This is a genomic window from Dyella sp. Tek66A03 (assembly GCF_052567735.1).
On sequence record NZ_CP199584.1, the window covers coordinates 421,336 to 445,417 of the forward strand.

The following is a 24,082-nucleotide window of genomic DNA, read 5'->3' on the forward strand; positions in this document are numbered from 1 at the left end:
CAGTTAGCTGGTGCGAAGCGCTTCAAGCAAGCCTTCGACCGGTTGAAAACGAACATCCAGTTCGGCGAGCAACACGCTCTGCATATCCTTGCGAAACACCTCCAGCCATGCGCCTGGCATGGTGGCCGGGGTACCTTCCGCGGCGCGAGCCTCGGCCAGCGCCGTCTGCTCGACCTGACGCAGGCGTTCGAAGTGTTCCCCGAGTAAAGCAGGCACGCTGGCGAGGAGCGCCTGCTCGCGGGGACTGAGCACGAGCTCCATCACGGCATCGACTTCTGCCAGCCGGGCCAGGTCAGCCGATTGCTGGGCGAGCCTGTCCCGTAGACGGCCTCGCAAGTTGCCGGTGGCCGCCTGCATCGCCCGCTGCAGGTGGAGATAACGCTGACGAAAGACGGTGTAATCGACCGCCGCATCCGCGCCATCTTCCCCAGACACACGTCCAGTCCCGCGCCGCGCTGAGACGGTCAATTCACGCTGGCCGGTAATGGCATCCGCCAACGACGCGCGTACACGGGCGCACTCGTCTTCCTCCGTACTGCCAGCGGTTGGCACCTCGGGAGCGATCGCCGAGGGCTTGCCGTCAAGCGCCGTAGACAGCGCGAGGGCATGCTTCCAGTCGAGCCACTGGCTCAACTGGTCTGGCAGCGATGCGTTCGATTGTGGGGCGTCAACGTCGGTGAGACGAGCAAGTAAGCGAATGAACGTTGGGCCGCGGACTGTCGTCCGTCGAGGAGCTTGCACGATTCTGCTGGCTAAAAAACGACCATTTTACACGCGAATGGGCACAGGGCCCGCTGACTGTCGATTAGCGGGCTGGCGCGGCAGCTGGCTGGATGTTCAGGCGAGGCGGGCACCCTGGATGCCGAAGATAGCCAGCCACCATGTTACGGCTGTCCTCAGACCTCGACGTCGTCTTCGCCGCCGTCGTCAATGGCCGGCAACGCGTCGCCAAGCAGTTGCTGGGCGGCGTCGCCGGACAGCGTTTCCACGCCGCGCAGCTTGCGTTCGATCGCACGGGTGCGTTGGCCGGCACTGTCGATGCTGTTGCGCACGCTGTCGAGTTGCTTGCGCGTCTTGTCGAGCACGGCGCCGAACTTGCCGAATTCGCTCTTCACCGCGCCGAGCAAGGTCCACACTTCGCTGCTGCGCTTGGCGATCGCCAGAGTGCGGAAACCCATTTGCAGGCTGTTGAGCAGGGCGGTGAGCGTGGTGGGGCCAGCTACCGTCACGTGGTAATCGCGTTGCAGCATTTCGAACAAGCCAGGGCGGCGGATCACTTCGGCGTACAGGCCCTCGGTAGGCAGGAACAGCACGGCAAAGTCGGTGGTGTGCGGCGGTGCCACATACTTGCTGCGAATGCGCTTGGCTTCCTCGCGCACCCGCGTTTCCAGCGCGCGGCCCGCGATGGCCGCCGCTTCGCCATCCGCGGCCTCCTGCGCTTCGAGCAGGCGTTGATAGTCCTCGGTCGGGAACTTGGCGTCGATCGGCAAGTACAGCGCCTCCTCGTCACCGTGGCCCGGCATGCGCACGGCGAACTCCACGCGATCGTTGCTACCCGGCACGGTGGCGACATTCGTTTCGTACTGCTCCATGGTGAGCATCTGCTCGAGCAGGGCGCCGAGTTGAACTTCGCCGAGGATGCCGCGCGTTTTCACATTGGTGAGCACGCGCTTGAGATCGCCCACGCCGGTGGCCAGGCTTTGCATCTCGCCCAGGCCGCGTTGCACCTGTTCCAGGCGCTCGGAAACCAGCGCGAACGACTGGCCAAGGCGCGTTTCCAGCGTGTTCTGCAGCTTTTCGTCCACCGTGGCGCGCATCTGTTCCAGCTTGGCGGCGTTGTCGTCCTGGATCGCCTGGAGCTTGGTTTCCAGCGTGGCGCGCACTTCGTTGAGGCGTTTCTCGTTGTCCGCGGTGAGTGCAGCGAGTCGCTGTTGTTGTTGCTCGCCGAAGCGGTTGAGCGTGAGCGTGAGTTCTTCGCGGCTGCGGCGCGCATCTTCGGTCAGCCGCTGCGCCAGTGTCTGCAGGCCGGTATCGGTGCGCTCGGTGAGCACATCGAGGCGCTGGCCGAAATGGCCGATGCGCTCGTGCTGCTGCTCGCTCATGCCGCCGAGCTGCTCCTGCAGCAGGCCACGGAAGTGGCCCAGCGATTGCGCCAGCTCGCCACGTCCTGCGCGCTGTTCCTGCGCCAGCGCATCGCGCAGGTGGCGGTTGTCGTCTTTCAGGGCGTCCAGGCGTGCCGTCAGGCCACCGTCGCCGCGTCCGCGCTGCAGGTTGACGACTTGCAGCACGATCAGCACCAGCACGGCGATGACGAGGACGATCAACAGGATTTCAGAAGCGGACATAACGTTCCTAAGGGATGCTCTGATCTATTCAACGGTAGTGTCACCGGTTCTGTCTGCCCGCAGATGCGTGCTGCGTCGGCGAAGGCAGGCTGGCTGCCTGTCGAGACGGCGCGGCGCGGAGCTGCGGGCAAACAGAACCGGCCCTTCGGGTGATGCCCAGAAAGCCCGCCAGCCGCGGTGCGCGGCTTGCCCAGGCGGCCAGCCTGTGCTGCGCCACGCCCCACACCTGGCAGGCTTTCTGGGCATCATGCCACTACCGTTGAATAGATCAGAGCATCCCTGACAGCACTGGCTGGCAAGTGTACGCGCTGGCGTCTCAGAAGCCGGGACGCCCGTGTTTTTGGCAAGGGATGCTTTGATCAACGCTCAGAGTTTGAACGCACCTTGGTCGTAGGCCTTGGCATAGGTCTTCCAGTCGCGCCGCACCTGCTTGGTGGCGTCCCTTGCCAGCGTGCGCAGCTCTGCGGGCCAGCGACGTTTCTCGCTGAAGGCGATCAGCTGGTCGGCAGTGGCCGAGCCCTGGCGACCACTGCTGCGCAGCTGGGACCAGGCGGTGAGCTTGCCCATCGTCTCAAGCACACCTTCGAGACGTTCCAGCTTGCCGTCCCATTCGGTCAGCGCGACGCGGTCCGCGGTGGGCTGCAGGCCGCGCAAGACATAGGATTTGCGACCCATGTTCACCGCGCGGAAGAACGCGGGCGAGATGGCTTGCATGCGGCGCTGCACGGTCACTACACGTTCGGCTTCGCTGCTCCACCCCGGTTGGGCGATGCTCAGGTGAGGCACCAGGGACGACGGTATGGCCTGCTTGAGGTCGAGCAGGTAGTTGCCGTCGGGTGAACCCTTGCCTTCGACGAGGATGGCATAGCGCTCGATGCCGAGGCTGCCAGTGCCAGCGATGCGGCGAGCCACGTCGAGGACGCGATAGAACGCTGGGTTGTCTTCTTTCGCGCCGATCCGCTTGATCAAGGCGGTGACCTTCTCGCGCTGCTTTTCGGTCACGGCGAGTGCCCGTTTACCATCGATGCGCAGCTTGCGTAGTCTGCCTTTGCGCTCGGTGCGGCTGTCGAGAAAGGGGGGGCGTAGGCGGCCGCGCAGGCCGCCCAACAGGTCGCCGACCATGCCAGTAGCGGTGTCGCGCTCGATCCAGCGCGCCTTGCCAAGGCGCAAGGCGGCGACGTAGGACGACAAGAAGTGCCCGCATAGTCGGTCCGCCTGTTCGGTGCTCAGCTGCAGGCTGTCGGCGGCGATGTGCACGCTGCTGAGCAGTCGGATCAACTCCCACGTACAGGGTGCGAGCGCGGCCTCATCGAAGTCGTTGAGATCGAAATAGACGAGCCGGTTGTCGCCCTTGTAGCTGCCCATGTTTTCCAGGTGCAAGTCGCCGCAGACCCAGGTCGGCGGCGACTTGGCCAGCACCTTGGGCGCCGGCAACCGCGCATAGAACAGGGGGCAGGTGCCGCGCAGAAAGGAGAACGGGTCGTGGCGCATGACGGCGTACTTGCGTGAAAGTCGCTCCGGATCGCGCTTGGCGTTGTAAGTGCGGATGGACTCGACGACATCGATCATGGCCCGCTCTCCTTTGAAGATTTACATCACACGGCAGAACACCGCCTTCAGATAACGCCCTTCTGGCACATCGCTGCGGAATGGATGGTCGGCGCCAGCGCCAGCCACGTGCAGCACCTGGATCTCGCGCCCGGCATTGAGTGCCACGCGACGCAGCATTTCCAGAAAATCCGCTTCGCTCACCAGGCCGGTGCACGAGCAGGTAAGCAAGAGGCCGCCCGGCGCAATCACATCGAGCGCCAGCCGGTTCATGGCGAAGTACTTCTTCAGCGCTTCCAGGATCTTGCTGCGGTCGCGCGTGAGCTTGGCCGGGTCCAGCACGACCGCGTCGTACTGCTCGCCCTGCGCCACGGCGTTGCGTAGCCAGTCGAAGATGTCGGCCTGCTCGAACCGTGCGGCGACGTCATTGGCCGCGGCATTGGCGCGGGCAATCTCCAGGATGCCCGCATCCATGTCCACGCCGACGGCCTCGCTGGCGCCGGCAGCCAAGGCGTGCACGGCGAAACCTCCGGCATTGCAGCACAGGTCGAGCACGCGACGGCCCTTGGCCAGTCGCGCAAAGTGATGGCGGTTCTCGCGCTGATCGGCAAAAAAGCCGGTCTTGTGGCCATAACCTGGCGCGGCGTGGAAACGCAGGCCGTGCTCGTGCACTTCTACCGGTTCGGGCGCATCGGCGGAGCGGCAGTCGAACGACTCCTGCTTCTGCACATGGCTCTCGGCGAACCAGTACAGGCGGGCGCCGGGAAAGTGGCGCAGCAGTGCGTGGTGGATCGCTTCGCGAAAACGCCACATGCCGGCCGCGAAGTATTCGATCACCAGAATGTCGGCGTAGCGGTCGACCACCAGGCCGGATAGTCCGTCGCCCTCGCTGTGCACCACGCGCCAGGCGTCGCTCACGCGATCGAGCTGCAGCAGTTCCTGGCGTAGCGCGATCGCGTTATCGATGCGTGCAGCGATCCACTCGGCGTCGATATTTTCAGCCGGGTCGGTGGTCAGCAGGCGCAGCGCGATGCGCGCATGGCCATTCCAGAAGCCGCGACCGATGAAGCGTCCGTTCGCATCCACCACGTCGACCACGCTGCCGGGCGGCAGGCGGGTTTCGGGTTTGTGCACCTGGGCGGACCACACCCAGGGATGGCCAGGGGCGCGGTCGGTCTTCAGACGGATGATGGGGAGGGAGGAATCAGGGGTACTCATTCGCCCATGATAACTGGTGTGGAGTGGTCGCCTCGCGGGGGGGCGATCCCAGCCCCCGTGTGTCTGTGCGCTCCTACACAGGAAGATTCGGGGCTTAGCGCAGCCGCAGGGCCAGCCAGGACAGCAGGGCGAGCAGGTTGATCCCGATACGCGACAGGCCGGGGCCGGCCACCGCCAGCAGGAAGCCCTCGCTGCCGACATGCCAGTCCAGGCCCAGGCGGACCGGCAGGTGCAAGGTGGCGTAGACGTTCACGAAGGCGCCGCAGTGCAGGGCGTAGCTCAGGATCGGCGTAGCTATCAAAGGCAGCTGCAGCAGCTGGGCCCAACTGGAGAACGACACGCCGCGCTCGCTGCCTTCCAGCAACATCACGCCGGCGATCAGCACGAAGCCGTACAGCACCAGTCCGATCACCGCGACCAGCGATTCATGCGTGGAGCCGAGTGGGAACAGGCGCCGCGCCATGTTGACCACGCCGTAGAAGCCGCCGGCTACTTCGAGGATGCCGATCAGTCGGAAAAGAAAGTTACGCACGTGGCCGTCCGGTTCAAAAACGGCGAGCTTAACTGCTTCCTCTCCCCTCTGGGGAGAGGAAGCAGTTCGTCGATTACAACGCCTCGGCCAGCTCATGCAGGTCGGTGATATGTTGTTCCCACCAGCGCGCCTCGGCCGCGAACGGGAAGGCGGCGGGGAAGGCGGGGTCGTGCCAGCGGGCGGCGATCCAGCCGGCGTAGTGCAGCTGGCGCATCGCGCGCAGGGCGGGCACCAGAGCCAGTTCGGCGAAGTCGAAGTCGCGCATCTGCTGGTAGCCGTCGAGCAGGGCGTGCATGGCCGATTCGTCGTTGGCGAGCATCCACAAGTCCTGCACGGCCGGGCCCATGCGTGCATCGTCGAGATCGACGAAATGCGGCCCGCCGTCGGTCCACAGCACATTGCCGGGATGGCAGTCGCCGTGCAGGCGCAGCTGGCGTACCGGTCCTATCGCCTCCAGGCGCGCCGCGACGGCGCTGTCCACACGTTCGGCCGCCGCGCGGTAAGCGGCTTGCAGCGAGGGCGGCAGCAGGGTCGAAGCGAGCACGGCCTGCATGGGCAGTTCGATCAGCGTGGCACGATCGATGCGGCCACGATGCTCAAAGGGCCGTCGCGCGCCGACGCTATGGATGCGCGCGATCAGACGGCCCAGCCACTCCAGTTGCTCCGTCGATTCCAGCGACGGCGCGCGTCCGCCACGTCGCGGCGTGAGGGCGTAGCGAAAGCCATCGTGATGCAGCAGGGTGCGTCCGCCGAAAACCAGTGGCGCCACCACGGGCAACTCGTCGGCGACCAGTTCCACGGCAAAGGCGTGTTCTTCGAGGATCGCCGCATCGCTCCAGCGATATGGGCGGTAGAACTTGGCAATCACCGGTGCGGCGTCGTCCAGGCCGACCTGCCATACGCGGTTCTCGTAACTATTGAGTGCGAGCAGGCGCCCGTCCGGCCATAGCCCGCAGGCGGTAACGGCATCGAGGACACGATCCGGATCGAGCGTGGCGTAGGGCGCTAGCTCGCTCAACGGGGTGCCACGGGGCGGGCGGGGATGACCGCCATGGTGATGCGCGAAATGCACACCAGCTCGCCGGCTTCGTTCTCGATGCGGATTTCCCATACCTGGGTGGTGCGGCCCAGATGCACCACGCGGGCGGTGCCGGTCACGATGCCGCTGCGCACGCCGCGCACATGGTTGGCATTGATATCCAGGCCGACGGCCAGCTCCTGCGACGGGTCGAGCGTCAGCATGGCTCCGATGCTGCCCAGGGTTTCGGCTAGCGCCACCGAAGCGCCGCCATGCAACAGGCCGTAGGGCTGGTGGGTGCGGTGATCGACCGGCAGGGTGCCACGTACCCAGTCATCGCCGATCTCGGTGATATGCATGCCGAGCGTCTCCATCATGGTGTTGGCGCTCCAGCCGTTGATGCGCTCAAGCGAAGGTTCCTGCTTCCAGATGGCCATGGCGGTTGATTCTTGGGGGTGGGACCCGCATTGTCGATCGACTGCCATCGCCGCGACAATGCGTGGCGACATCAGCCGGTCCACCAGAGCAGCCCATTGTTTACCGTTACCCTCCAATCTTCCGGTCGCCATTTCCCGGTCGCACCGGGCGAAAGCGTGCTGGAAGCCGCGCAGCGCGCCGGCATCGCCTTGCCGTATTCGTGCCGCGCCGGCGTCTGCGGCAGCTGCAAGGCCATCCTGCTGAGCGGGCATTGCGAATATCCGCGCAACCCGCCTGTGGGGCTGAGCGGCACCGCGCCGTCCCAGCACGCCATTTTGCTGTGTCAGGCCGTGCCGACCGAAAATCTGCTGATCGAGGCGCGCGAAGTCACCTCGGTGGAGGACATTGCCCGCCGCCAGCTCGATGCCCTGGTGACGCGCAAATGGATGCTGGCGCCCGACGTGGTCGGCCTGCAGCTGCAGCCCGCAGCCGCGGAGGCGCGCCTGCAATGGCTGCCCGGCCAGTATCTCGACGTGCTGCTTGACGAAGGACGCCGCCGCCCGTTCTCGATCGCCAATCACCCGCAGGCGGATGGCAGCATCGAGCTGCATGTGCGGCACGTTGCAGGTGGCGGCTTCACCTCCTGGGTGAACGACGGCATGCAGCTGGGTGATGCATTGCGCATCGAAGGTCCGCTGGGCACCTTCGTGCCGCGCGAGGACTCGGAGCGGCCAATGATCTTCATGGCGGGTGGCACCGGTTTTGCGCCGGTGAAGGCCATCGTCGAGCACTTCATCGCGCTCGGCACGCGACGCCCGATGCGGGTTTACTGGGGCGCCCGCAGTGCGACCGATCTGTATCTGCGCGAGATGGCCGAGGGCTGGGCTCGTCAGGCGCACGACCTGGTTTTCCATGCCGTGCTGTCCGATCCGGAACAGGCGGCGAGCAGCGGCCTGCGCATGGGGCTGGTGCACGAGGCGGTGCTCGACGATCAGCCCGATCTTGCCGGCTACGACGTCTATATGAGCGGCCCGCCCGCGATGATCGATGCCGGCCGCAAGCTGTTTATCGATGCAGGCCTGGCCGAGAGCCGCCTCTACTACGACTCGTTCGACTATGCGCCGGACGTGTTGGCGCAGATTCTCGGCGGCCGCGCGGGCATCGCTGGCTTGTAAGCCGCGTTCGCGTGCCGCACTTCAGGGAGACCCCACATGGGAGCGCTTCCATGGCCCGACATCATCGTTACCGCGTCACCGTCGAACATCTCGCACCCGCGAAAGAGGGCGAGGCGCTGCACGCGCCCTTGCGGTTCGAGGCGATCAATCACGACGAGATCCTGGCGATTGCCGACCGTCTGCGCACACGGCTGGACTACGGCGACGACGAGACCGCCCAGCTGGCAATCGGCCTGAAGCTATTCGGCGAAATCTTGCTCAAGCATCGCGAGGATGCCCTGTTTGCGCCGTTGCGCGAGAGCTTCAGGGAATTCATCGGCGGCCTGAAGAAGCTGCCGGAGCGCGAGGGCTGAGCGCCCTCGCGCGGCCATACGAGGCTTACGGATTCTTGCCCTTGGCCACCGGCAGCTGTGCCTGCTGCCAGGCCTGCACGCCACCACCCAGGGTGTAGACCTTGGCGAAACCAGCCTTGACCAGGCGCGGTGCCGCCTTGGTGCTGGCGCCGCGGCCGTCCTTGTCGATCAGTACCACCGGCACGTCCTTGGCCTTGGCCAGGTCCTTGTGCTCAGGATCGAACTGGCTCATCGCCACATGGCGCGAGCCCGGCACGTGTGCCTTCTCATAGTCAGCATAGGCGGACAAATCCACCATCAGCGGGCCTTCGCGGTTGATCAGCAAGGTCAGGCCGGCCGGGGTCAGTTCCTTGTACTTGCGGAACAACGTGAGGATTTCCATCACGATGATCGCCAGCAGCAGGATCAGGAACAGCGCGGCGAGCGCGAGATGGTTGCCGATGAACTCGGGCAGCTTGTGCAGTACATCGCTCATTCGAAAACTTCCGCAGGCGCGACACAGGTCGCGCGGTTTGAACAGAACGGGCGATTATACGGGTAGCGCGGCCCGATCCGCTGCCGGCCCGCGGACAGGCCTACTCGCGGCTGATATCGGGCAGGCCGGTGACCAGCCACCAGCGCTTGCCCTCGGCGTCATAACGCCAGGTCTGGTGATCGGTCAGGGTGCGCTCGGACTGGGTGTTCACGTTCACCAGGTTGATTTGCACGACCTGGGTCACTTCGTTCTGGCCCTTCGGCGTCGGACCCTTGCCCTCGTCATATTCGCTCACCTTGAACTGCTGGTAGCGCCCCATGTCCAGCTTCGACAACGGATGCTCCTCGCGCACCTTCGGGTCGACGAACTCCAAAGCGGTCGGAAAGTCGCCCCAGCGCATGGCATGGGCATAGGCATTCAACGTGGTGGTGAGCGTGTCGTTGCGCTTGTCGGTGGCGCAGCCGGCGAGCACGAGCATCGAAAACGAGGCGAGCAGGATCAGGATACGGCGCATGGAGCTTCCCCCTGGGACAAGGCCTGCATTGTGCCCAAGGATCAGCGCGTTTTCATACGGCGTCGGCCGACCGCCGTTTGGCGACAAAACGTGCCAGCAGCGTAGCCGCCGGTTTCTCGCCGGTGCCGGGAACCTGGCAGGTCACTTCGATGCGGGCGCGGCCACGTGCGGCCAGGGTATTGACGAAGGTGGCCCAGTCCGCCCCATCAGCCAGCCTCGCCTGGCTTTCGAAATCGGTCCATACGGGTTCGAGATAGCGCACGGTCGATTCGCCCACGAATACATCGCAGTCCAGCCCCCGCATGCGCAGTTCCAGCTCCACCAGGCCCCAGCAGGTCAGCGTCATCGCGCTCACCAGGCTGCCGCCGAAGGCACAGCCCTTGTCGTTGACGTTCGGTACGAGCGGTGCGGTGATCGAAAGATGCTGCTCATCGCAGCCCTGGAAATGCAGGTCCATGTTCTGCGCCAGCGGAATTTCGTCGCGCATAAAGGCAACCAGCTTGCGGGCAACGGTCTGTCGTTCGGTGGTGCTCATCGGTGTCAGGTACGTTCGGGGGAACGCGTAGTGTACGCACCCTAGGGCGTGTTCACCCTAATCAAGCGGCGCGCGCCGGGAGCTGTTTGCGCGCAGGCCAAGGAAGAGCGAGGGCGTGGCCGGTACACTGCCGTAGCTTTCCAGGGAGGTGGCCATGACGGTGCGACATACGACTTCGGAGCCCGGGTTGCGCGGGCGCACCGTGGTCATCACACGCCCGGCGGGCGCGGGATCGGCCATGGCGCGCCAGGTGCGCCGGCTTGGCGGTGTTCCGTTCCTGCTGCCTGGGCTGTCGCTGCGCGAAGTGGATGACCCCGGGCAGGCGGCGATCGCCCTGGGTACGGCCCTCGCAGACGACCTGCTCGTGTTCACCAGCCCCGCCGCCGTGCGCTTTGCCGCGCGACTGGTCCCGCTGCGTACCCAGGCCACCGTGTTGGCCGTGGGTCAGGGTACGGCTCTCGCCTTGCGGCTGCACGGTGTAGGGACGCCGCTCGCGCCCGTGCAACGACAGGACAGCGAAGGATTGCTTGATCATCCCGCGCTCACTGACTTGCATGGCAGGCGGGTCGCGCTGATCGGCGCGGCGGGTGGTCGTGGTGTATTGCGCGCCGAGCTGGCGACTCGCGGTGCGCAGTTGCGCGAAGTTCACGTGTATCGGCGTGTGCCGCCGCGTTGGCAGCGGCGTCAGCTCCAGGCCGTCGCGGCCTTGTCGCCCGATGCGCGCGTGCTGCTGTCGAGCGCCGAGGCCCTGGGGTGTTTGCGCGAGGGGTTGCCGCTGGCGGCTTACACCGCGCTGACTGGCGCCATCGCGGTGGTGAGTAGTGAGCGCTTGGCTGGGGCAGCCCGTGAGGCCGGGTTCAAGCGGGTGGTGGTAGCTGCGTCGGCGATGGGGGCGGATTTGCTGGCAGCGGCGGCGCAATAACTGGGTTTCGGTCTTTGCCCGTGATCTCAGCGAGGGCTGTGTGCAAACCGGGAGGAATGCCGGTTTGTCGCGCACAGGGTGCGCTTCTACATCGGTGATCTCCGGCGAGGTAAAACCACCTACGCCTTCACGAACACTTGATGCGAGTCCCGCGTCACAGGCTGTTAGCATGTCGCACATGAGCCAAGACGACTCCATCCCCAGCAACAGCGCGCCCGCAGGCCCTGTCGAGCCATCCTCATCCTCACGCACCCCGCGTTTCACGGCGGCAGCGCGCCGCGGTGGCGGCACACTCGCCGTCGCCCTGCTGCTTGCGCTGGTGGCGGTGGGCGGTACCGGCTACGTGGCTTGGCGCCAGTGGCAGCAGGAGCAGGAACGTGCAGCGGGCAGCGAGTCGCTGAACGCCATGAAGCAGCGCGTGGATAGCCTCGAAGGCGCCGTCACGGCGAGCAACAGCGAACGCAACTTGCTGCGCCAACGCCTCGGCGATGCGGTCCAGGTCAATCGTTCGTTACGCGAGGAATTGCTGAGCCAGGCCGAGCGCACGCGCAATCTCGAAGATGCGGTGGCCAAACTCTCTGAAAAGACGCTATCGGCGCATGACACCATGCTGCTCGATGAAACCGAGTCGCTGTTGCGCATGGCCAAGGAGCGCTACGAGTTGTTCCACGATGCGCAGGGCGCGGCGGCTGCCTATGCGATTGCCGGGCAGACGCTGGCGGCGGTCGACGATCACGCGTTTTCCGGGTTACGGCAGAGCATCGCTGCCGAACGCGAAGCGCTGGCGAAGAGTCAGCCGGTCAGCGTGAGCGCTTCGCTGGCGACCTTGACGAGGGTGCGCGCAGCGATGACGGATTTGCCGCTGAGGCCACTGGATACCCCTGCCTCGGGCTCGACGAGCGGAAGCTGGACGCGCATCGTTGCTGCGCTCGCTGACGTCGTGAGGGTGCAACGAACCAATGGTGCGCCGTTGTCAGTGGCGGATGCGCGCTTTGCGCGCGAACTGGCCGGGATCGACCTGGCGCAGGCACAGGCGGCGCTGCTCGCGTCCGACCACGATGGTTATGTCGCTGCGCTCAAGCGCGCCGACGCGGGTATTGCCGCGCAGTTCGACGAGAAGTCGCCCGCCGTGGCAGAGGTACGCGAGCAGTTGGCAAGCTTGATCGCGCAGCAACCGACCACGTCGGTGCAGTTGGGTGCCGCGCTGAGCGAATTGCGCAACCTGCGTTCGGTACACGCGCTCAAGCCCGCCAGCGGCAATGGTGCGCCGGCCGGGGCCAAGCCATGAAGTTATGGCGCTGGATCCTGCTGCTGGTGATCCTGGCAGCGCTCGCTGCGTTCGGCTGGCATTGGGTGGCGGCAGACCCGGGCTATGTGATGGTGCAGCTGCGCGGCTGGCAGGCGGAAACCACGGTCGTCGCCGCGGTGATCCTGTTGCTGGTGGCGTGGGGATTGCTGAGTGCGCTGTGGTTCCTGCTGCGCTGGCCCTTTGGCGCATTTTCGCGCCGGCATCGCCGGATCAGCCGCCAACGCATGCGTGAAGGCCTGATTGCCTTGATGGAAGGCCGTCACGGCGACGCCGAGCGCGACCTGCATCGTGCCTCGCGACTGGGCAGCTTGCGTGCACCTGCCTTGCTCGCCGCCGCGGAAGCGGCGTCCCGCCGGGGCGAAAATGGCCGCGCCTTCGCCGCATTGGACGAGGCAGGCCAGGACGCACCGCGTGCCGCGCGCGTGCTTCGAGCCCGCGTGCTTCGTCGTGACGGCAAGGCTGCCGAAGCGGTGAACCTGTTGGCACCGGAAGCCGATAGCAACCTTCTCACCCCTGGTGGCTGGCGCGAGCTGGCGCTGGCATCGCTGGCCAGCGGCGACACGCGGCGTGCACGCCAGGCCTTGGAGCCGCTGCAGAAGAGCGGCGCCTTTGGCATCCGTGGTTTTGCCGCGCTCGAAGCGCAGGTGCTTGCTGCGGCCTTGCGCGCTGCGCCGGATGCCGCGTCGCTCAATACGCTGTGGTCCCAGCTGCCCAAGGCGCAGCGCCGCGTGCCTGCAGCGATCGACGCGTATGCGCGGCGCGCAGCCGCGTTCGGCATGGTCTTGCCGGCCATGGACGAAGTGGAATCGGCGCTACGTCGTGAATGGTCGCCGCTGCTGATCGAAACCTACGGTGCCTTGGGCGGCGGCGACCTGGAAGCGCGCCTGCGCCGGGCCGAGTCCTGGCTGGACGCCCATCCCAACGATGCCGCGCTCCTGCTTACGCTCGGTCGCATGTGCGCGCGAATGAAGCTATGGGGCAAGGCCAGCAAGTTCCTCGAACGTTCACTGGCGCTGTCACCGACGAGTGCCGCCTGGGAAGTGCTCGGCGATGTCCATGCCGGCCAGAACGATGCGGCACTGGCCCAGCGTTGCTATCGCAATGCGTTGGCGCTGGCGCGCGGCGAATCCGTCGAGCCACTGCCGCAGGATGGACGTTCCACCAAGCTGGATACGCGCCCCATTGCCGTGGAAGAGCGCAGCGAGCACGGCGTCCCGCGCTTGCCGGAGTGACACCGGCCTGGCTGGCGCTGAGCATCAGGGGATCAGCTCCTCAGTCCTTAGGCTCAACAGGACGCACCCAGCGCGCCTGCACGCGCTCGCCGATACCCACGACCAGCAAGGCGCAAGCGATGCCGAGCGCCACTTCGCCGATGCGCGTCAGGGCGACGATCCAGAACGTTCCGGTATGCGGCACCAGCATCACGATGGTGGTGGTGCTGCCGCTGAGCCGCCCGGCGCTGCCGACGCCGAACAGCCAGCACGCGGTAATCGCAACCACGATGGCAGCCGCATAGGCTGGATAGGTTTCACCGGCGATCAAGACGGCGCCCAGGCCCGCCAGGCCACCGACCAGGGCACCGATGATCTGGTCGCGCGACGAGGTGCGGGTATCGAGATAGTTCTGCTGGGTCACCGCAATGCTGGTCAAGGCCGCCCAGAACGCTTGTTGGGTATGCAGCAGCAGGCCCAAGCCATAGGCCGAACTCGCGGCGACCAAGGCGAGTAGAGCCAGCCATAGGCCTTGCGCGGCGCGGTGTGTCCAGGGCAGGCGACGGTAGATCGCTGCCATGCCTTCCTGAAAGCCAAGCAGTTGGCGCACATTTTCGCGCAGGGACAGATGCTCGTTCATGATCACTCCGTGCCGTGCTTGTGCGGAAAGGTGGCTACACCGGCGTCAGGTTGGCATAGGCATAGACCAGCCACTTGCTGCCGCTGCTGGAGAAATTCACCTGGATACGGGTATGCGCGCCGCTGCCTTCCGCGCTGACCACCACACCTTCGCCGAAGCTGGGGTGGCTGACGCGCTGGCCCAGTTGCAGCGGCATGCTTTCCTGCAGCGAGCTGGATGCCGCGCCGGGACGGGCGCCGTACAGCGGGCGACTTACCTGCACGCGCGGGCGTACTTCGTCGATCAGCTCCGGTGGAATCTCGGAGAGGAAGCGTGAAGGACGCGCCAGCATCTCTGCACCATGCATGCGGCGCGACTCGGCGTGGGTGATGAAAAGGCGTTCGCGCGCGCGGGTAATACCCACATAGGCAAGGCGGCGTTCTTCTTCCAGGCGGCCCTCGTCTTCGACCGAGCGCTGGCTGGGGAACAGGCCTTCCTCCATGCCGACCAGGAACACGATCGGAAATTCCAGACCCTTGGCCGAGTGCAGCGTCATCAGCTGCACGCAGTCGTCCCAGGCTTCGCCCTGGCCTTCGCCTGCTTCCAGGGCCGCATGCGAGAGGAAGGCGGACAGTTCACTCAGGCCCGCCTCGATATCGTCCTGGGTCAGCTCGAAACGACTGGCGACGTTGACCAGTTCGTCCAGGTTCTCCACGCGCGATTCGGCATTGCCGCGGCTGTCCTTCTCGTAGAAGTCGCGCAGGCTGGTTTGGATGATGGCGTGATCGATCTGTTCGGCGAGCGCCAAGGCGTCGCCCACGCCCGCGCCGGCAAACGCGCGGGCCATGTCGTCGATCAGCACCAGGAACGCCTTCACGGCGTTCTTCGCGCGTCCGGCCAGCTCTTGGCCGCCGCTGAGTTCGCCCAGAGTGGCTTCCCACATCGAACTGTTTTCGGCGCGGGCGCGTCGACGCAGCACGTCCAGCGTGCGATCGCCGATGCCGCGCGGCGGTGTGTTCACCGCGCGCTCGAAGGCCGCATCGTCATGGCGATTGGAGGACAGGCGCAGATAGGCCAGCGCATCCTTGATTTCCGCACGATCGAAAAAGCGCTGGCCGCCGTACACGCGGAAGCGGATATCGCGTTGCATCAGCTGTTCTTCGAAGTTGCGCGACTGTGCATTCGAGCGATACAGGATGGCGCAATCGCGCGCATCGCCCTGTTCGGCGATGTACTCGCGGATGCGCTCGACCACGAAGCGCGCCTCGTCCTGCTCGTTGTACGCCGCATACAGGGCAATGCGCTCGCCTTCACCGCCGTCGGTCCACAGCTGTTTGCCGAGACGGCCGCCATTGCGCGCAATCACGCTGTTGGCGGCCTTCAGGATGGTCGAGGTGGACCGATAGTTCTGCTCCAGCTTGATCGTCTTGGAACCGGGGAAGTCGCGCAGGAATTGCTGCACGTTTTCCACCTTGGCGCCGCGCCAGCCATAGATGGCCTGGTCGTCGTCTCCTACGACGAACACCTGGCCGGTGCTTCCGGCCAATACGCGTATCCATGCGTATTGCAGCGAGTTGGTGTCCTGGAATTCGTCGATCAACAGATAGCGCCAGCGCTCGCGGTAGTGCTCGAGCACATGCGGGTTGTTCAGCCATAGTTCGTGCGCACGCAGCAGCAGCTCGGCGAAATCGACCAGGCCGGCGCGGCGGCAGGCATCCTCGTAGGCCTGATAGATCTGGACCAGGGTGCGTGTCATCGGATGATCGCGATGCTCGACGTTGTCCGGGCGCTTGCCTTCGTCCTTCCAGCTGTTGATCTGCCAGGTGGCCTGGCGCGGCGGAAAGCGCGACTCGTCCAGCCCCAGTCCGGTGATCACCCGCTTGACGATGCGTAGCTGGTCGTCCGCGTCGAGTATCTGGAAACCCTCGGGCAGCCCTGCCTCGCGCCAGTGACGGCGCAACAGGCGATGGGCGATGCCATGGAAAGTGCCCACGGTGAGTCCCTGGGTGCCGCCGGGGATCAGCTGCTCCAGGCGCGCGCGCATCTCGCCTGCGGCCTTGTTGGTGAAGGTGACGGCAAGAATCGCCCACGGTGGTATCTGTTCGACCTGGGTGAGCCAGCCGATCCGGTGGGTGAGCACGCGGGTCTTACCGGAACCGGCGCCCGCGAGCACGAGGTAATGGCCGGGCGGGGCGCAGACCGCTTCGCGCTGCGCGTCGTTGAGCTTGTCGATCAGGTGCGAGACATCCATCCGACGCATTGTACCGGGGTGGTCAAGGGCGCGGTTTTTTTGCGGCCGGGTCGAGGCCCCGGAAGCGCTTGAACAAGACCTCACCGTCATTCCAGCGAACGCTGGAATGACGGTGAGGTTGGTGTGGAGGTTAGTAGTAGAGGTGCAGGCTCAGCAGGTGCTGCGAGAACGTAAACCACAGGGCAACCAGGCAAGCCAGCAACAAAATCAGGCTAGCCAACTTGCGCCACCAGCCGCCGGGCTCTCGCCACGCATGCCAGGCATTCAAGGCTACGGCGATGGTGCCAAGGCAGGCGAGCAGTCCGACCAGCTGCAACAGGCGCAGGCGGGTGTCGAGCTGCGAGGTGCCCATCTCAAGGCGCGGCAGCATCAGCCACCAACCAGCGGCAAACAGCAGCTGCAGGATCGCCGTGACGCAGCTCAGGCGATACCAGCGACCGGCCGACTCCGGCAGCTCTGCTGGCCTACCGCGAACGCGGCGCAACAGGACGGCGAGGGGCCAGGAGAGGGCGGCCAACAAGAAGATGGCCAGTGTCCCGCCCAGCAACGGCTGCATCCGCGCGGGCGATAACCAGTCGGGTACGGGCAGGAAGACCTGGGTGGGCGCGAGTTCATCGATGGAAAACCAGCGCAGTTTGCCATCCTTCACTTCGGCGCCGAGATGGCTGCCGCTAGTGTCATCGAGCCAGAGGAACGGCTTAACTTCGCGCCAGTGGGCCGGGCCAACGAGATGATCGAAAAGTGGCGTGCGCAGCGTGCCGTCCGGCGCCATGCTGACTTCCTTCTGCGTGAACAGATTGCGCAGCGCGCGGAAGTTGCTCAGCGAGAGCGTGCTGCCCAGATAGCGGCCGACCATCAGGGCGCCGTGCTCGCGTGCGGTCGCCAAGGTGGGCTGCCTGATCTGTGGCAGCGGTGGGAAATAGCGATCGGCAAAGCCATCCAGCAATTGGCGCCGCAGACCGCCGTCATTCGCGCCATCGACAGCGACGAACAAGCCGACGTGCTGCTGCCCGAACAGCGCCAGTGAGCTATGGAAGAATCGTGTATCGCTGGACTGCCCTATGATGCCCTGGCCATGGCGGTCCAGATGATGGAAGCCAAGTCCCATTGCGTGCAGCCCGGTTACGCTGGGGCGCGAGTAGTCGTGCATCTGCTGTACGGTTTGCGCGCGCAGGAGTTGTGCATCGCCTATACGGCCGTCTTGCAGATGGGCCGCCATGAAGCGCGCCATATCGTTACCGCTGATCGACAGGGCGCCCGCCGGAACCGCCGGCATCCATCCGGTCGACGTGGGTGTCGCGTTCGACCCTGCGTAGCTCGCGGCCATGTCGGCCTGCAGCGAAGACGGCAGCGGTTGCCGAAAGCTTGCGTGCGCCATGCCTAGCGGCTGGAAGATATGCTGCTCGACGTAGGTCTCGAACGGCTCGCCCGCGACGCGTTGCACGATATAGCCGGCCAGCGCGGCGCCGTAGTTCGAATACGCGGCAATCTCACCGGCCGGGTAGATGCGCGCCGGCACCCAGCGCTTCAGCCACGCCTCGTTGCTGATGAGTGATGAAGCGTCGGCTACAGACTGGTCTTTCACCACGTCTTCGAAGCCAGCGGTGTGGGTGATCAAGTCCCGCAGGGTCACGGCCTTGCCGTCGCGCGGTGGGATGCTGAAATCAAGATAGCGATTGACGTCGGCGTCCAGGTCGAGCTTGCCTTGCTCGACCAGCTGCATCACCGCCGTCGAGGTGAACAATTGCGAGAGGGATCCCACGCGGAACAGTGTGGTCGCGGGATCCATCGGCTTTTTCGCCGACACGTCGGCATAGCCGTAACCCTTGGACAGCAGGATGTTGCCGTCCTTGACGACGATCACCACCGCGCCGGCGATGGGTGCGCGCTTCATCGCCTCGGCGATCTGTGGATCGAGCCAGGAGGCGGCGTCGGACGCCCTCAACGCGTTCGCGCCCAGCGGCATCACCGCGGCGCGCTTTGGCTCCGCAATGGGCGTGATCTGGATCTGCGCTTGTGCGGCCACCTGCAGCGAAATCGCACAGAGCGCCATGAACGCAAGCAGCCGGTTGCGAGTGGGGGCGCGTCTCCACGCGGCGCGTGCTTGCCTGCTCATCGTGCAGTTCCCGTCAATGCGATCCCACGAGTATGACGGGGGAGCCGTAGTGTTCGATGTCAACGCCGAGCTGACGGGTAGGTACGATTCAGCCTCTGCGCAGGAATCCGAGCAACGCCAGCACGGCGCCCACCACGATGCTTGCGATACCCACCGACGGCGAAATCGGCGTGTCGTGCGTGGCCGTGACTTTGGCCGAACCAATCTGCACCAGCGTATCGGTCTGCTGGTAGCTGCCATGGCCGAGGAGGACCCAGATACCTGCACCGAGCAGGATCAGGCCGAGAATGATCAGCACAGCGCGCATGAAAGCCTCCTATCGACGAGACGTCGATCATAGGCGGGTCGGGCGCAAGGGAAAAGTCGACGGCGGCACGCGGGACCGCCGCCGTCGATGGGGAAAGGTTTAAGGCATCAGCCGATGCGAGCGAACAGTGCACCGTGGCCGGGCAGGAGCAGCTGGCCGTTGACGAGGTCTCCTCGCGCAAGGCCATGACCGTTGATCAGTGTCACGGTGTCCAGGCCCGACAGCGATGTTTCGACCGCTTCGTTGGACAGGTTGAAGGCAGCGAGCACGGTGTCGTTGCCATGACGGCGGGTGAACGCGAGTACCGGCTCAGGCGTGTCGAGGAAGCGGATATCACCCCAACGCAACGCCGGTTGCGACTTGCGCCAGGCCATGAAGGCGCGGAAACCGTTGAGGGCGGAGTGTGGCTCGGCGTCCTGCAAGGCCACGGCCAGCGCGCGATGCTCGACGGGCACGGGCAGCCACGGTTCGCCCACGCTGAAACCGGCGTTGATGCCGTCGTTCCAGGGGATCGGCGTGCGGCAGCCGTCGCGACCCTTGAAGGTGGGCCAGAACGTGATGCCGTAGGGATCCTGCAGGTCTTCGTAAGGTACCTCGGCTTCGGTGAGGCCGAGCTCTTCGCCCTGATACACGCACACCGAGCCGCGCAATGAGCAGACCATCGCGCTCAGCATATTGGCCAGGCGCACCGACGCTTCGCCATTACCCCAGCGACTGAGCACGCGCTCCACGTCGTGATTGGAGATGGCCCAGCACGGCCAGCCTTCGAGCATCTGTGCCTCGAGGTTCTGCACCGTATTGCGGATATAGGCCGCGTTGAAGTCGTTGGTGAGCAGCTCGAAGCTGTAGCCCATGTGCAGGCGGCGACCGCTGGTGTATTCGGCGGTGGTCGCCAGCGAATCTTCCGAGGAAATTTCGCCGATCGCCGCCACGTCCTGATAGCGATCCATCAAGGCGCGCAAGTCCTCGAGGAACGCGAGGTTCTCCGGCCGCGTGTTGTTGTAGTAGTGGTACTGGAACGCGTACGGATTGTCCGGGCTGAAGCCGCGGCCCACGCGCTTGTCGGCCGGCTTGGGCGGGTTATCGCGCAGTTCGCGGTCGTGATAGCAGAAGTTGATCGCGTCCAGGCGCAAGCCGTCCACGCCCTTGTCCAGCCAGAACTGCACGTTGTCGAGTACCGACTGGCGCACGTCCGGGTTGTAGAAGTTGAGATCCGGCTGCGAAGTCAGGAAGTTGTGCAGGTAGTACTGGCCGCGGCGCGGCTCCCACTGCCACGCGCAGCCGCCGAACAGCGACAGCCAGTTGTTGGGCGGCGTGCCGTCGTCCTTCGCATCGGCCCAGACGTACCAGTCGGCCTTGGGGTTGTCGCGGCTTTCGCGGCTCTCCTTGAACCAGGCGTGCTCGGCCGAGGTATGGCTGAGCACCTGGTCGATCATCACCTTCAGGCCCAGCTGGTGTGCCTTGGCCAGCAGGCGGTCGAAGTCGGCGAGCGTGCCGAACAGCGGGTCCACGTCGCGGTAGTCCGCAATGTCATAGCCGAAATCCGCCATCGGCGAACGGAAGAACGGCGCGATCCAGATCGCGTCCACGCCCAGTCCGGCCACGTAATCGAGCTTGTCGATGATGCCCGGCAGGTCACCAACGCCATCGCCATTGGTGTCCATGAAGCTGCGTGGATAAATCTGGTAAGTGACGGCCCCTCGCCACCACGGTGCATCACTCATGTCGCCCTTCCCGATGTTTCCGCCCAATGCCCGCGTCGCGAAGACCCATGGCCAGCTCGAAGCGCGGGGGCAGCTTAAACGCAGAGCGGCGACGCGATGATTTGACTGCATACGTATTCAAAAAACCGCGATATTGCGGTGCAGCAGCGTGTAACCGCAGGCCCATGCGACGAAAATAATTGCGCGTATCACCGCGCGTGAGCGAGCGGAAAACCGCATGGCTATTGCATATCAGGCTGTGCGTAGCGAGATGAGGCGTGCATCGAAAACTGCTGCCACTTTGTCCATTTGCCGTTATGATTTTGTCAAAGGTGCACAATAAAACGCGGTAATGAATACGTATGCATAGACCTGTTCGCGTTTTGGCGCAGCCCTACCATGGCCGCCACGCGACTGGGCCCTCCGAGCATCGGCATGCACTGGCGCGTAGCCCGCAACAGTCTGTGGGGACTGTTGCGGCAACTACATAACAAGAGTGCAAACCCGTGGGAGGGGAAGACGGTGATATTGAAACGTAATGTGCTGGCCTTGGCGCTGGCGTCCGGCCTTTGTTTTACCGCCGGCATTCATGCGGCGCCGATTGATACGGGTGCGAAGGCTGATGGTTCCGCTGCCAGCACGGGCGCGACCAATGATCAGGCCACGCCCGCGTCTGCCCAGCAGACCGAGCAGAGCAAGAAAGACAGCAAGTCGGGCGATCAGCCCAAGCAGACCGAAGACCAGCAGCTGGCCAAGAGCCTGTCCACCATCACGGTGACCGGTTTCAACCAGGGCATGGAGCGGTCGATCGACTACCAGCGCTACGCCGACACCATCCAGAACGTCATCACCTCGGCCGATATCGGCGGTCTTCCCGACCAGTCGATCGCCGACGCGTTGACCCGTCTGCCAGGCGTCTCGGCCGAGCGCATTGCAGGCCAGGCTTCGCAGATCAATATCCGCGGCCTTTCCGGCAACTTCATCCAGACCACGCTCGACGGTCGCGAGCAGCCCTCGACCAGCGGCAGCAACTACATCAACTTCGACCAGTACCCGTCCGAGTTGATCAACATGGCCACGGTGTACAAGTCCTCGCAGGCTTCCCTGGTCACCGGCGGCGTGGCCGGCACCATCGCGCTGCAGACGGCAAACCCGCTGAACAACGCGCAGGACCAGACGCTCAACGTCGACGCCCGCGGCAGCTACAACGGCCAGGCGCATGACGTCGCCGGCGCCAATGCGCTCGGCTATCGCCTCAGCGTGGCCTACCAGGGTAAGTTCCTCGACAACACGCTCGGCGTTGGCATCGGCGTTGCGCAGATGTACCAGCCGCACGTGGCCGAGCAGTTCGTGGGCGAGGCCTCCGACGGCTCGCAGTATCTGCTCAACTCGTCGCCCAACTCGCCGACGGGCTATCTGCCGCAGGGTATCCAGCTGCAACAGAACGGCGGAACCGAGCGTCGCACGGGTTATCTGACGACGATCGTGTGGAAGCCCACCGATGAGCTGCAAGTCACCGGCGACGGCTTCTTCTCGAAGTTCAACAACAGCTCGTTTGGCTACGGTTTCCGCTCGCAGAATTTCTACGGCAATAACGCGCAGATCACCAACCCGACCTTCAGCTCGCTCGGCACCCTGATCGGCGGCACAGTCACCAGCAATCCGACGACCGGCATCGATCCGCGCACCATCAACCCCGGCAACCCGAACGGTAGTCCGTACGGTAACCAGTTCTCCAACGAGACCACGGCGGACAACTATTCGGCGACCACTTACGTGTTCTCCGGTGGCCTGAACGCGAAGTGGGATCACGACCGCTGGCATGTCGAAGCCGATGCGTCGATGTCGCGCGCATCGAGCAACGAAATCAACGTCGATACCACGGCTGACCCGTACAGCGGCCTGGGCACCGCCAACCCGCAGCTGATGCCGCAGTCGGTGACCTATGCGCTGGCCGGTCGCCAGATCGGTACGGCGTCGTTCGCCAATCCGGGCATCTATACCAACGTCAACGACATGGGCTTGTCGCGTTACGGTGTGTATCCGTACATCTACCACGACAAGATGAAGGCCTTCCGCACCAGCGTGAAGTACGACCTGCCGAACAGTTCGTGGTTGTCGGCGCTGGAAGCGGGCGTCTACATCAATAATCACGACTACGCCGCCGATCGCGAAGTCTATGTCTACGGTTCGGAGTGGAATACCTCGCCGGTGGCTGGCCAGCCGCCGTTGACCATTCCCAGCAGCGCCGCCTCGGTGACCTGCTGGAAGGGTAATTTCTCGGGCTTGCCGTGCTTCCTCCAGCTCAACGGTCCGGCCATTCTCGCTGCGCATGGCATCAACGCCACGCCAGTGAAGAACATCACCGACCAGAGCTGGTCGGAGATCCAGAGCGGTTCGGTTGACGAAAAGACCCGCGACCTGTTCTTCATGGGCGATATCGATGCCCAGGTGTTCGGTCATGAGCTGACCGGCAACGCTGGTTTCCGCGTGTCGCACCAGTCGCAGTACAGCTACGGTCTGCAGCAAGTAGGCAATGGCGCCGGTATCCCGATCACCGACGGCAACGGCCATACCAGCTCCGACTATGCCCCGCTCAAGGTCGGCAAGAGTTATACCGACTGGCTGCCGTCGTTGAACCTGATCTACCACCTGACCGACGACGATCAGATGCGCTTCTCGGCGGCCAAGGTGCTGTCGCGTCCGCCGATCGACAAGATGCTGGCCGGTGCCGGTTCCTGGGTGTCCAACGGTCAGTACAACGTGTGGGGCGGTACCAGCCCGCTGCTGGATCCGCTGCGCGCAACCCAGTACGACCTGGGCTACGAGCACTACTTTGACGATTCGTCGGGTGCGGTCACTGCGGGTGTGTTCTTCAAGCACATCCAGTCGTTCATCCAGAGCGTGACCTACAACAACTACGACTTCGCCGCGGCCGGCATCACCGTGCCGATCGACACGACCACCGGCAAGCCGTACCTGAATGGCCAGTTCCAGACGTCGTACAACGCCCAGGGCGGCGACGTTCGTGGTCTAGAGCTCGCCGCTTCGAAGAACAAGTTCCTGCCGGGTATCTGGGCTGGCCTGGGTGTGCAGGGCAACTTCGCGCTGACCTCGAGCACGGTGCGCAACCCGACTAACCTGGGTGGTCCGACCACCTATGTCGGTCTGCCGGGCCTTTCCAAGCGTGTGGCCAGCGTGGCGGTGTTCTACGACTACGGTCCCTTCTCGGCCCGCGTGTCCGGTAACTACCGTTCGTCGTTCCTGTCCGATTCGCAGATCGCGGTGTCCAACCAGCTCGTGACGTTTGCGGCGGAGACGGTGTACGACTTCCAGGCTTCGTACAACATCACCTCGCAGCTGAGCGTCGTCTACCAGATGCTCAACCTGACCAACGAGCCGACGCGCACCTACTTCGGCGGCAATCCCCAGCAGACCGGCACGATCCAGTACTTCGGTCGTACCAGCTACCTGGGTCTTAACCTGAAGCTGTAATCCAAGATCGCGCCGGCGC

Annotated in this window: 21 protein-coding genes; 6 read left to right on the forward strand and 15 right to left on the reverse strand. The window is 64.7% G+C overall.

All coding sequences use genetic code 11. The features are described 5' to 3' along the window. Positions 1–3: 3 nt before the first annotated feature. The 7 genes from ACT01B_RS01840 to ACT01B_RS01870 form a co-directional block, all read right to left on the reverse strand. Entirely contained in the window at positions 4–744 is a 741-nt protein-coding gene (locus ACT01B_RS01840) for a DUF3348 domain-containing protein (protein ID WP_445147404.1), read from the reverse strand. Between the two features lie 152 nt (positions 745–896). Next, positions 897–2,345: a DNA recombination protein RmuC gene (rmuC, locus tag ACT01B_RS01845; protein ID WP_445145699.1), complete on the reverse strand. Its 1,449-nt coding sequence runs from the start codon at positions 2,343–2,345 to the stop codon at positions 897–899. A 366-nt stretch (positions 2,346–2,711) separates the two neighbouring features. Beyond that, complete coding sequence (locus ACT01B_RS01850; protein ID WP_445145700.1) at positions 2,712–3,914, reverse strand: DUF2252 domain-containing protein; 1,203 nt, start codon at positions 3,912–3,914, stop codon at positions 2,712–2,714. 21 nt (positions 3,915–3,935) lie between these two features. After that, positions 3,936–5,111: a class I SAM-dependent rRNA methyltransferase gene (locus ACT01B_RS01855; RefSeq protein ID WP_445145701.1), complete on the reverse strand. Its 1,176-nt coding sequence runs from the start codon at positions 5,109–5,111 to the stop codon at positions 3,936–3,938. A 94-nt stretch (positions 5,112–5,205) separates the two neighbouring features. Further along, positions 5,206–5,643, reverse strand: coding sequence for a hypothetical protein (locus tag ACT01B_RS01860; protein WP_445145702.1), 438 nt, complete (start codon positions 5,641–5,643; stop codon positions 5,206–5,208). Between the two features lie 73 nt (positions 5,644–5,716). Further along, a complete protein-coding gene (locus ACT01B_RS01865; RefSeq protein ID WP_445145703.1) occupies positions 5,717–6,661 on the reverse strand; it encodes a serine/threonine protein kinase in 945 nt (314 codons plus the stop codon). Next, positions 6,658–7,098, reverse strand: a complete 441-nt coding sequence (locus ACT01B_RS01870; protein WP_445145704.1) for a hotdog fold thioesterase — start codon at positions 7,096–7,098, stop codon at positions 6,658–6,660. Before ACT01B_RS01870 ends, ACT01B_RS01865 begins: the two co-directional genes overlap by 4 nt. Before the next feature lie 36 nt (positions 7,099–7,134). Here ACT01B_RS01870 and ACT01B_RS01875 point away from each other — a divergent pair, with 36 nt between their 5' ends. Together ACT01B_RS01875 and ACT01B_RS01880 are read left to right on the forward strand one after the other, a co-directional pair. Beyond that, a complete protein-coding gene (locus tag ACT01B_RS01875) occupies positions 7,135–8,253 on the forward strand; it encodes a 2Fe-2S iron-sulfur cluster-binding protein (RefSeq protein WP_445147405.1) in 1,119 nt (372 codons plus the stop codon). A 50-nt stretch (positions 8,254–8,303) separates the two neighbouring features. Next, positions 8,304–8,606, forward strand: a complete 303-nt coding sequence (locus ACT01B_RS01880; protein WP_445145705.1) for a DUF3861 domain-containing protein — start codon at positions 8,304–8,306, stop codon at positions 8,604–8,606. A gap of 25 nt (positions 8,607–8,631) precedes the next feature. Here ACT01B_RS01880 and ACT01B_RS01885 read toward each other — a convergent pair whose 3' ends face one another. From ACT01B_RS01885 to ACT01B_RS01895, 3 genes are all read right to left on the reverse strand, one after another. Continuing rightward, positions 8,632–9,081, reverse strand: a complete 450-nt coding sequence (locus ACT01B_RS01885; RefSeq protein WP_445145706.1) for a rhodanese-like domain-containing protein — start codon at positions 9,079–9,081, stop codon at positions 8,632–8,634. Positions 9,082–9,181: 100 nt separating this feature from the next. After that, the gene (locus tag ACT01B_RS01890) at positions 9,182–9,595 is read right to left on the reverse strand and encodes a hypothetical protein (protein WP_445145707.1); all 414 of its coding nucleotides are present in this window, start codon (positions 9,593–9,595) and stop codon (positions 9,182–9,184) included. Positions 9,596–9,647: 52 nt separating this feature from the next. Next, positions 9,648–10,130, reverse strand: a complete 483-nt coding sequence (locus ACT01B_RS01895) for a YiiD C-terminal domain-containing protein (protein WP_445145708.1) — start codon at positions 10,128–10,130, stop codon at positions 9,648–9,650. 154 nt (positions 10,131–10,284) lie between these two features. Between ACT01B_RS01895 and ACT01B_RS01900 the strand changes: the two genes are divergently transcribed. From ACT01B_RS01900 to ACT01B_RS01910, 3 genes are all read left to right on the forward strand, one after another. Further along, complete coding sequence (locus ACT01B_RS01900) at positions 10,285–11,052, forward strand: uroporphyrinogen-III synthase (RefSeq protein ID WP_445145709.1); 768 nt, start codon at positions 10,285–10,287, stop codon at positions 11,050–11,052. A gap of 178 nt (positions 11,053–11,230) precedes the next feature. Continuing rightward, the gene (locus tag ACT01B_RS01905) at positions 11,231–12,340 is read left to right on the forward strand and encodes a uroporphyrinogen-III C-methyltransferase (protein ID WP_445145710.1); all 1,110 of its coding nucleotides are present in this window, start codon (positions 11,231–11,233) and stop codon (positions 12,338–12,340) included. Continuing rightward, on the forward strand, positions 12,337–13,593 hold the full coding sequence (locus ACT01B_RS01910; RefSeq protein ID WP_445145711.1) for a heme biosynthesis HemY N-terminal domain-containing protein: 1,257 nt from the start codon (positions 12,337–12,339) through the stop codon (positions 13,591–13,593). The genes ACT01B_RS01905 and ACT01B_RS01910 overlap by 4 nt, the downstream gene beginning before the upstream one ends. A 40-nt stretch (positions 13,594–13,633) precedes the next feature. On the opposite strand, the gene ACT01B_RS01915 is transcribed toward ACT01B_RS01910, so the two are convergent. The 5 genes from ACT01B_RS01915 to ACT01B_RS01935 form a co-directional block, all read right to left on the reverse strand. Further along, positions 13,634–14,212 (reverse strand): FUSC family protein, encoded by a 579-nt coding sequence (locus ACT01B_RS01915; RefSeq protein WP_445145712.1) that lies wholly within the window; start codon positions 14,210–14,212, stop codon positions 13,634–13,636. A gap of 34 nt (positions 14,213–14,246) precedes the next feature. Beyond that, a complete protein-coding gene (uvrD, locus tag ACT01B_RS01920) occupies positions 14,247–16,442 on the reverse strand; it encodes a DNA helicase II (protein WP_445145713.1) in 2,196 nt (731 codons plus the stop codon). Positions 16,443–16,572: 130 nt separating this feature from the next. Beyond that, positions 16,573–18,558 (reverse strand): serine hydrolase domain-containing protein, encoded by a 1,986-nt coding sequence (locus ACT01B_RS01925; RefSeq protein ID WP_445145714.1) that lies wholly within the window; start codon positions 18,556–18,558, stop codon positions 16,573–16,575. A gap of 88 nt (positions 18,559–18,646) precedes the next feature. Beyond that, positions 18,647–18,865, reverse strand: a complete 219-nt coding sequence (locus ACT01B_RS01930; protein WP_445145715.1) for a hypothetical protein — start codon at positions 18,863–18,865, stop codon at positions 18,647–18,649. A gap of 107 nt (positions 18,866–18,972) precedes the next feature. Further along, positions 18,973–20,589, reverse strand: coding sequence for an alpha-glucosidase family protein (locus ACT01B_RS01935; protein WP_445145716.1), 1,617 nt, complete (start codon positions 20,587–20,589; stop codon positions 18,973–18,975). 501 nt (positions 20,590–21,090) lie between these two features. Between ACT01B_RS01935 and ACT01B_RS01940 the strand changes: the two genes are divergently transcribed. After that, entirely contained in the window at positions 21,091–24,063 is a 2,973-nt protein-coding gene (locus ACT01B_RS01940) for a TonB-dependent receptor (RefSeq protein WP_445145717.1), read from the forward strand. Positions 24,064–24,082 lie beyond the last annotated feature (19 nt).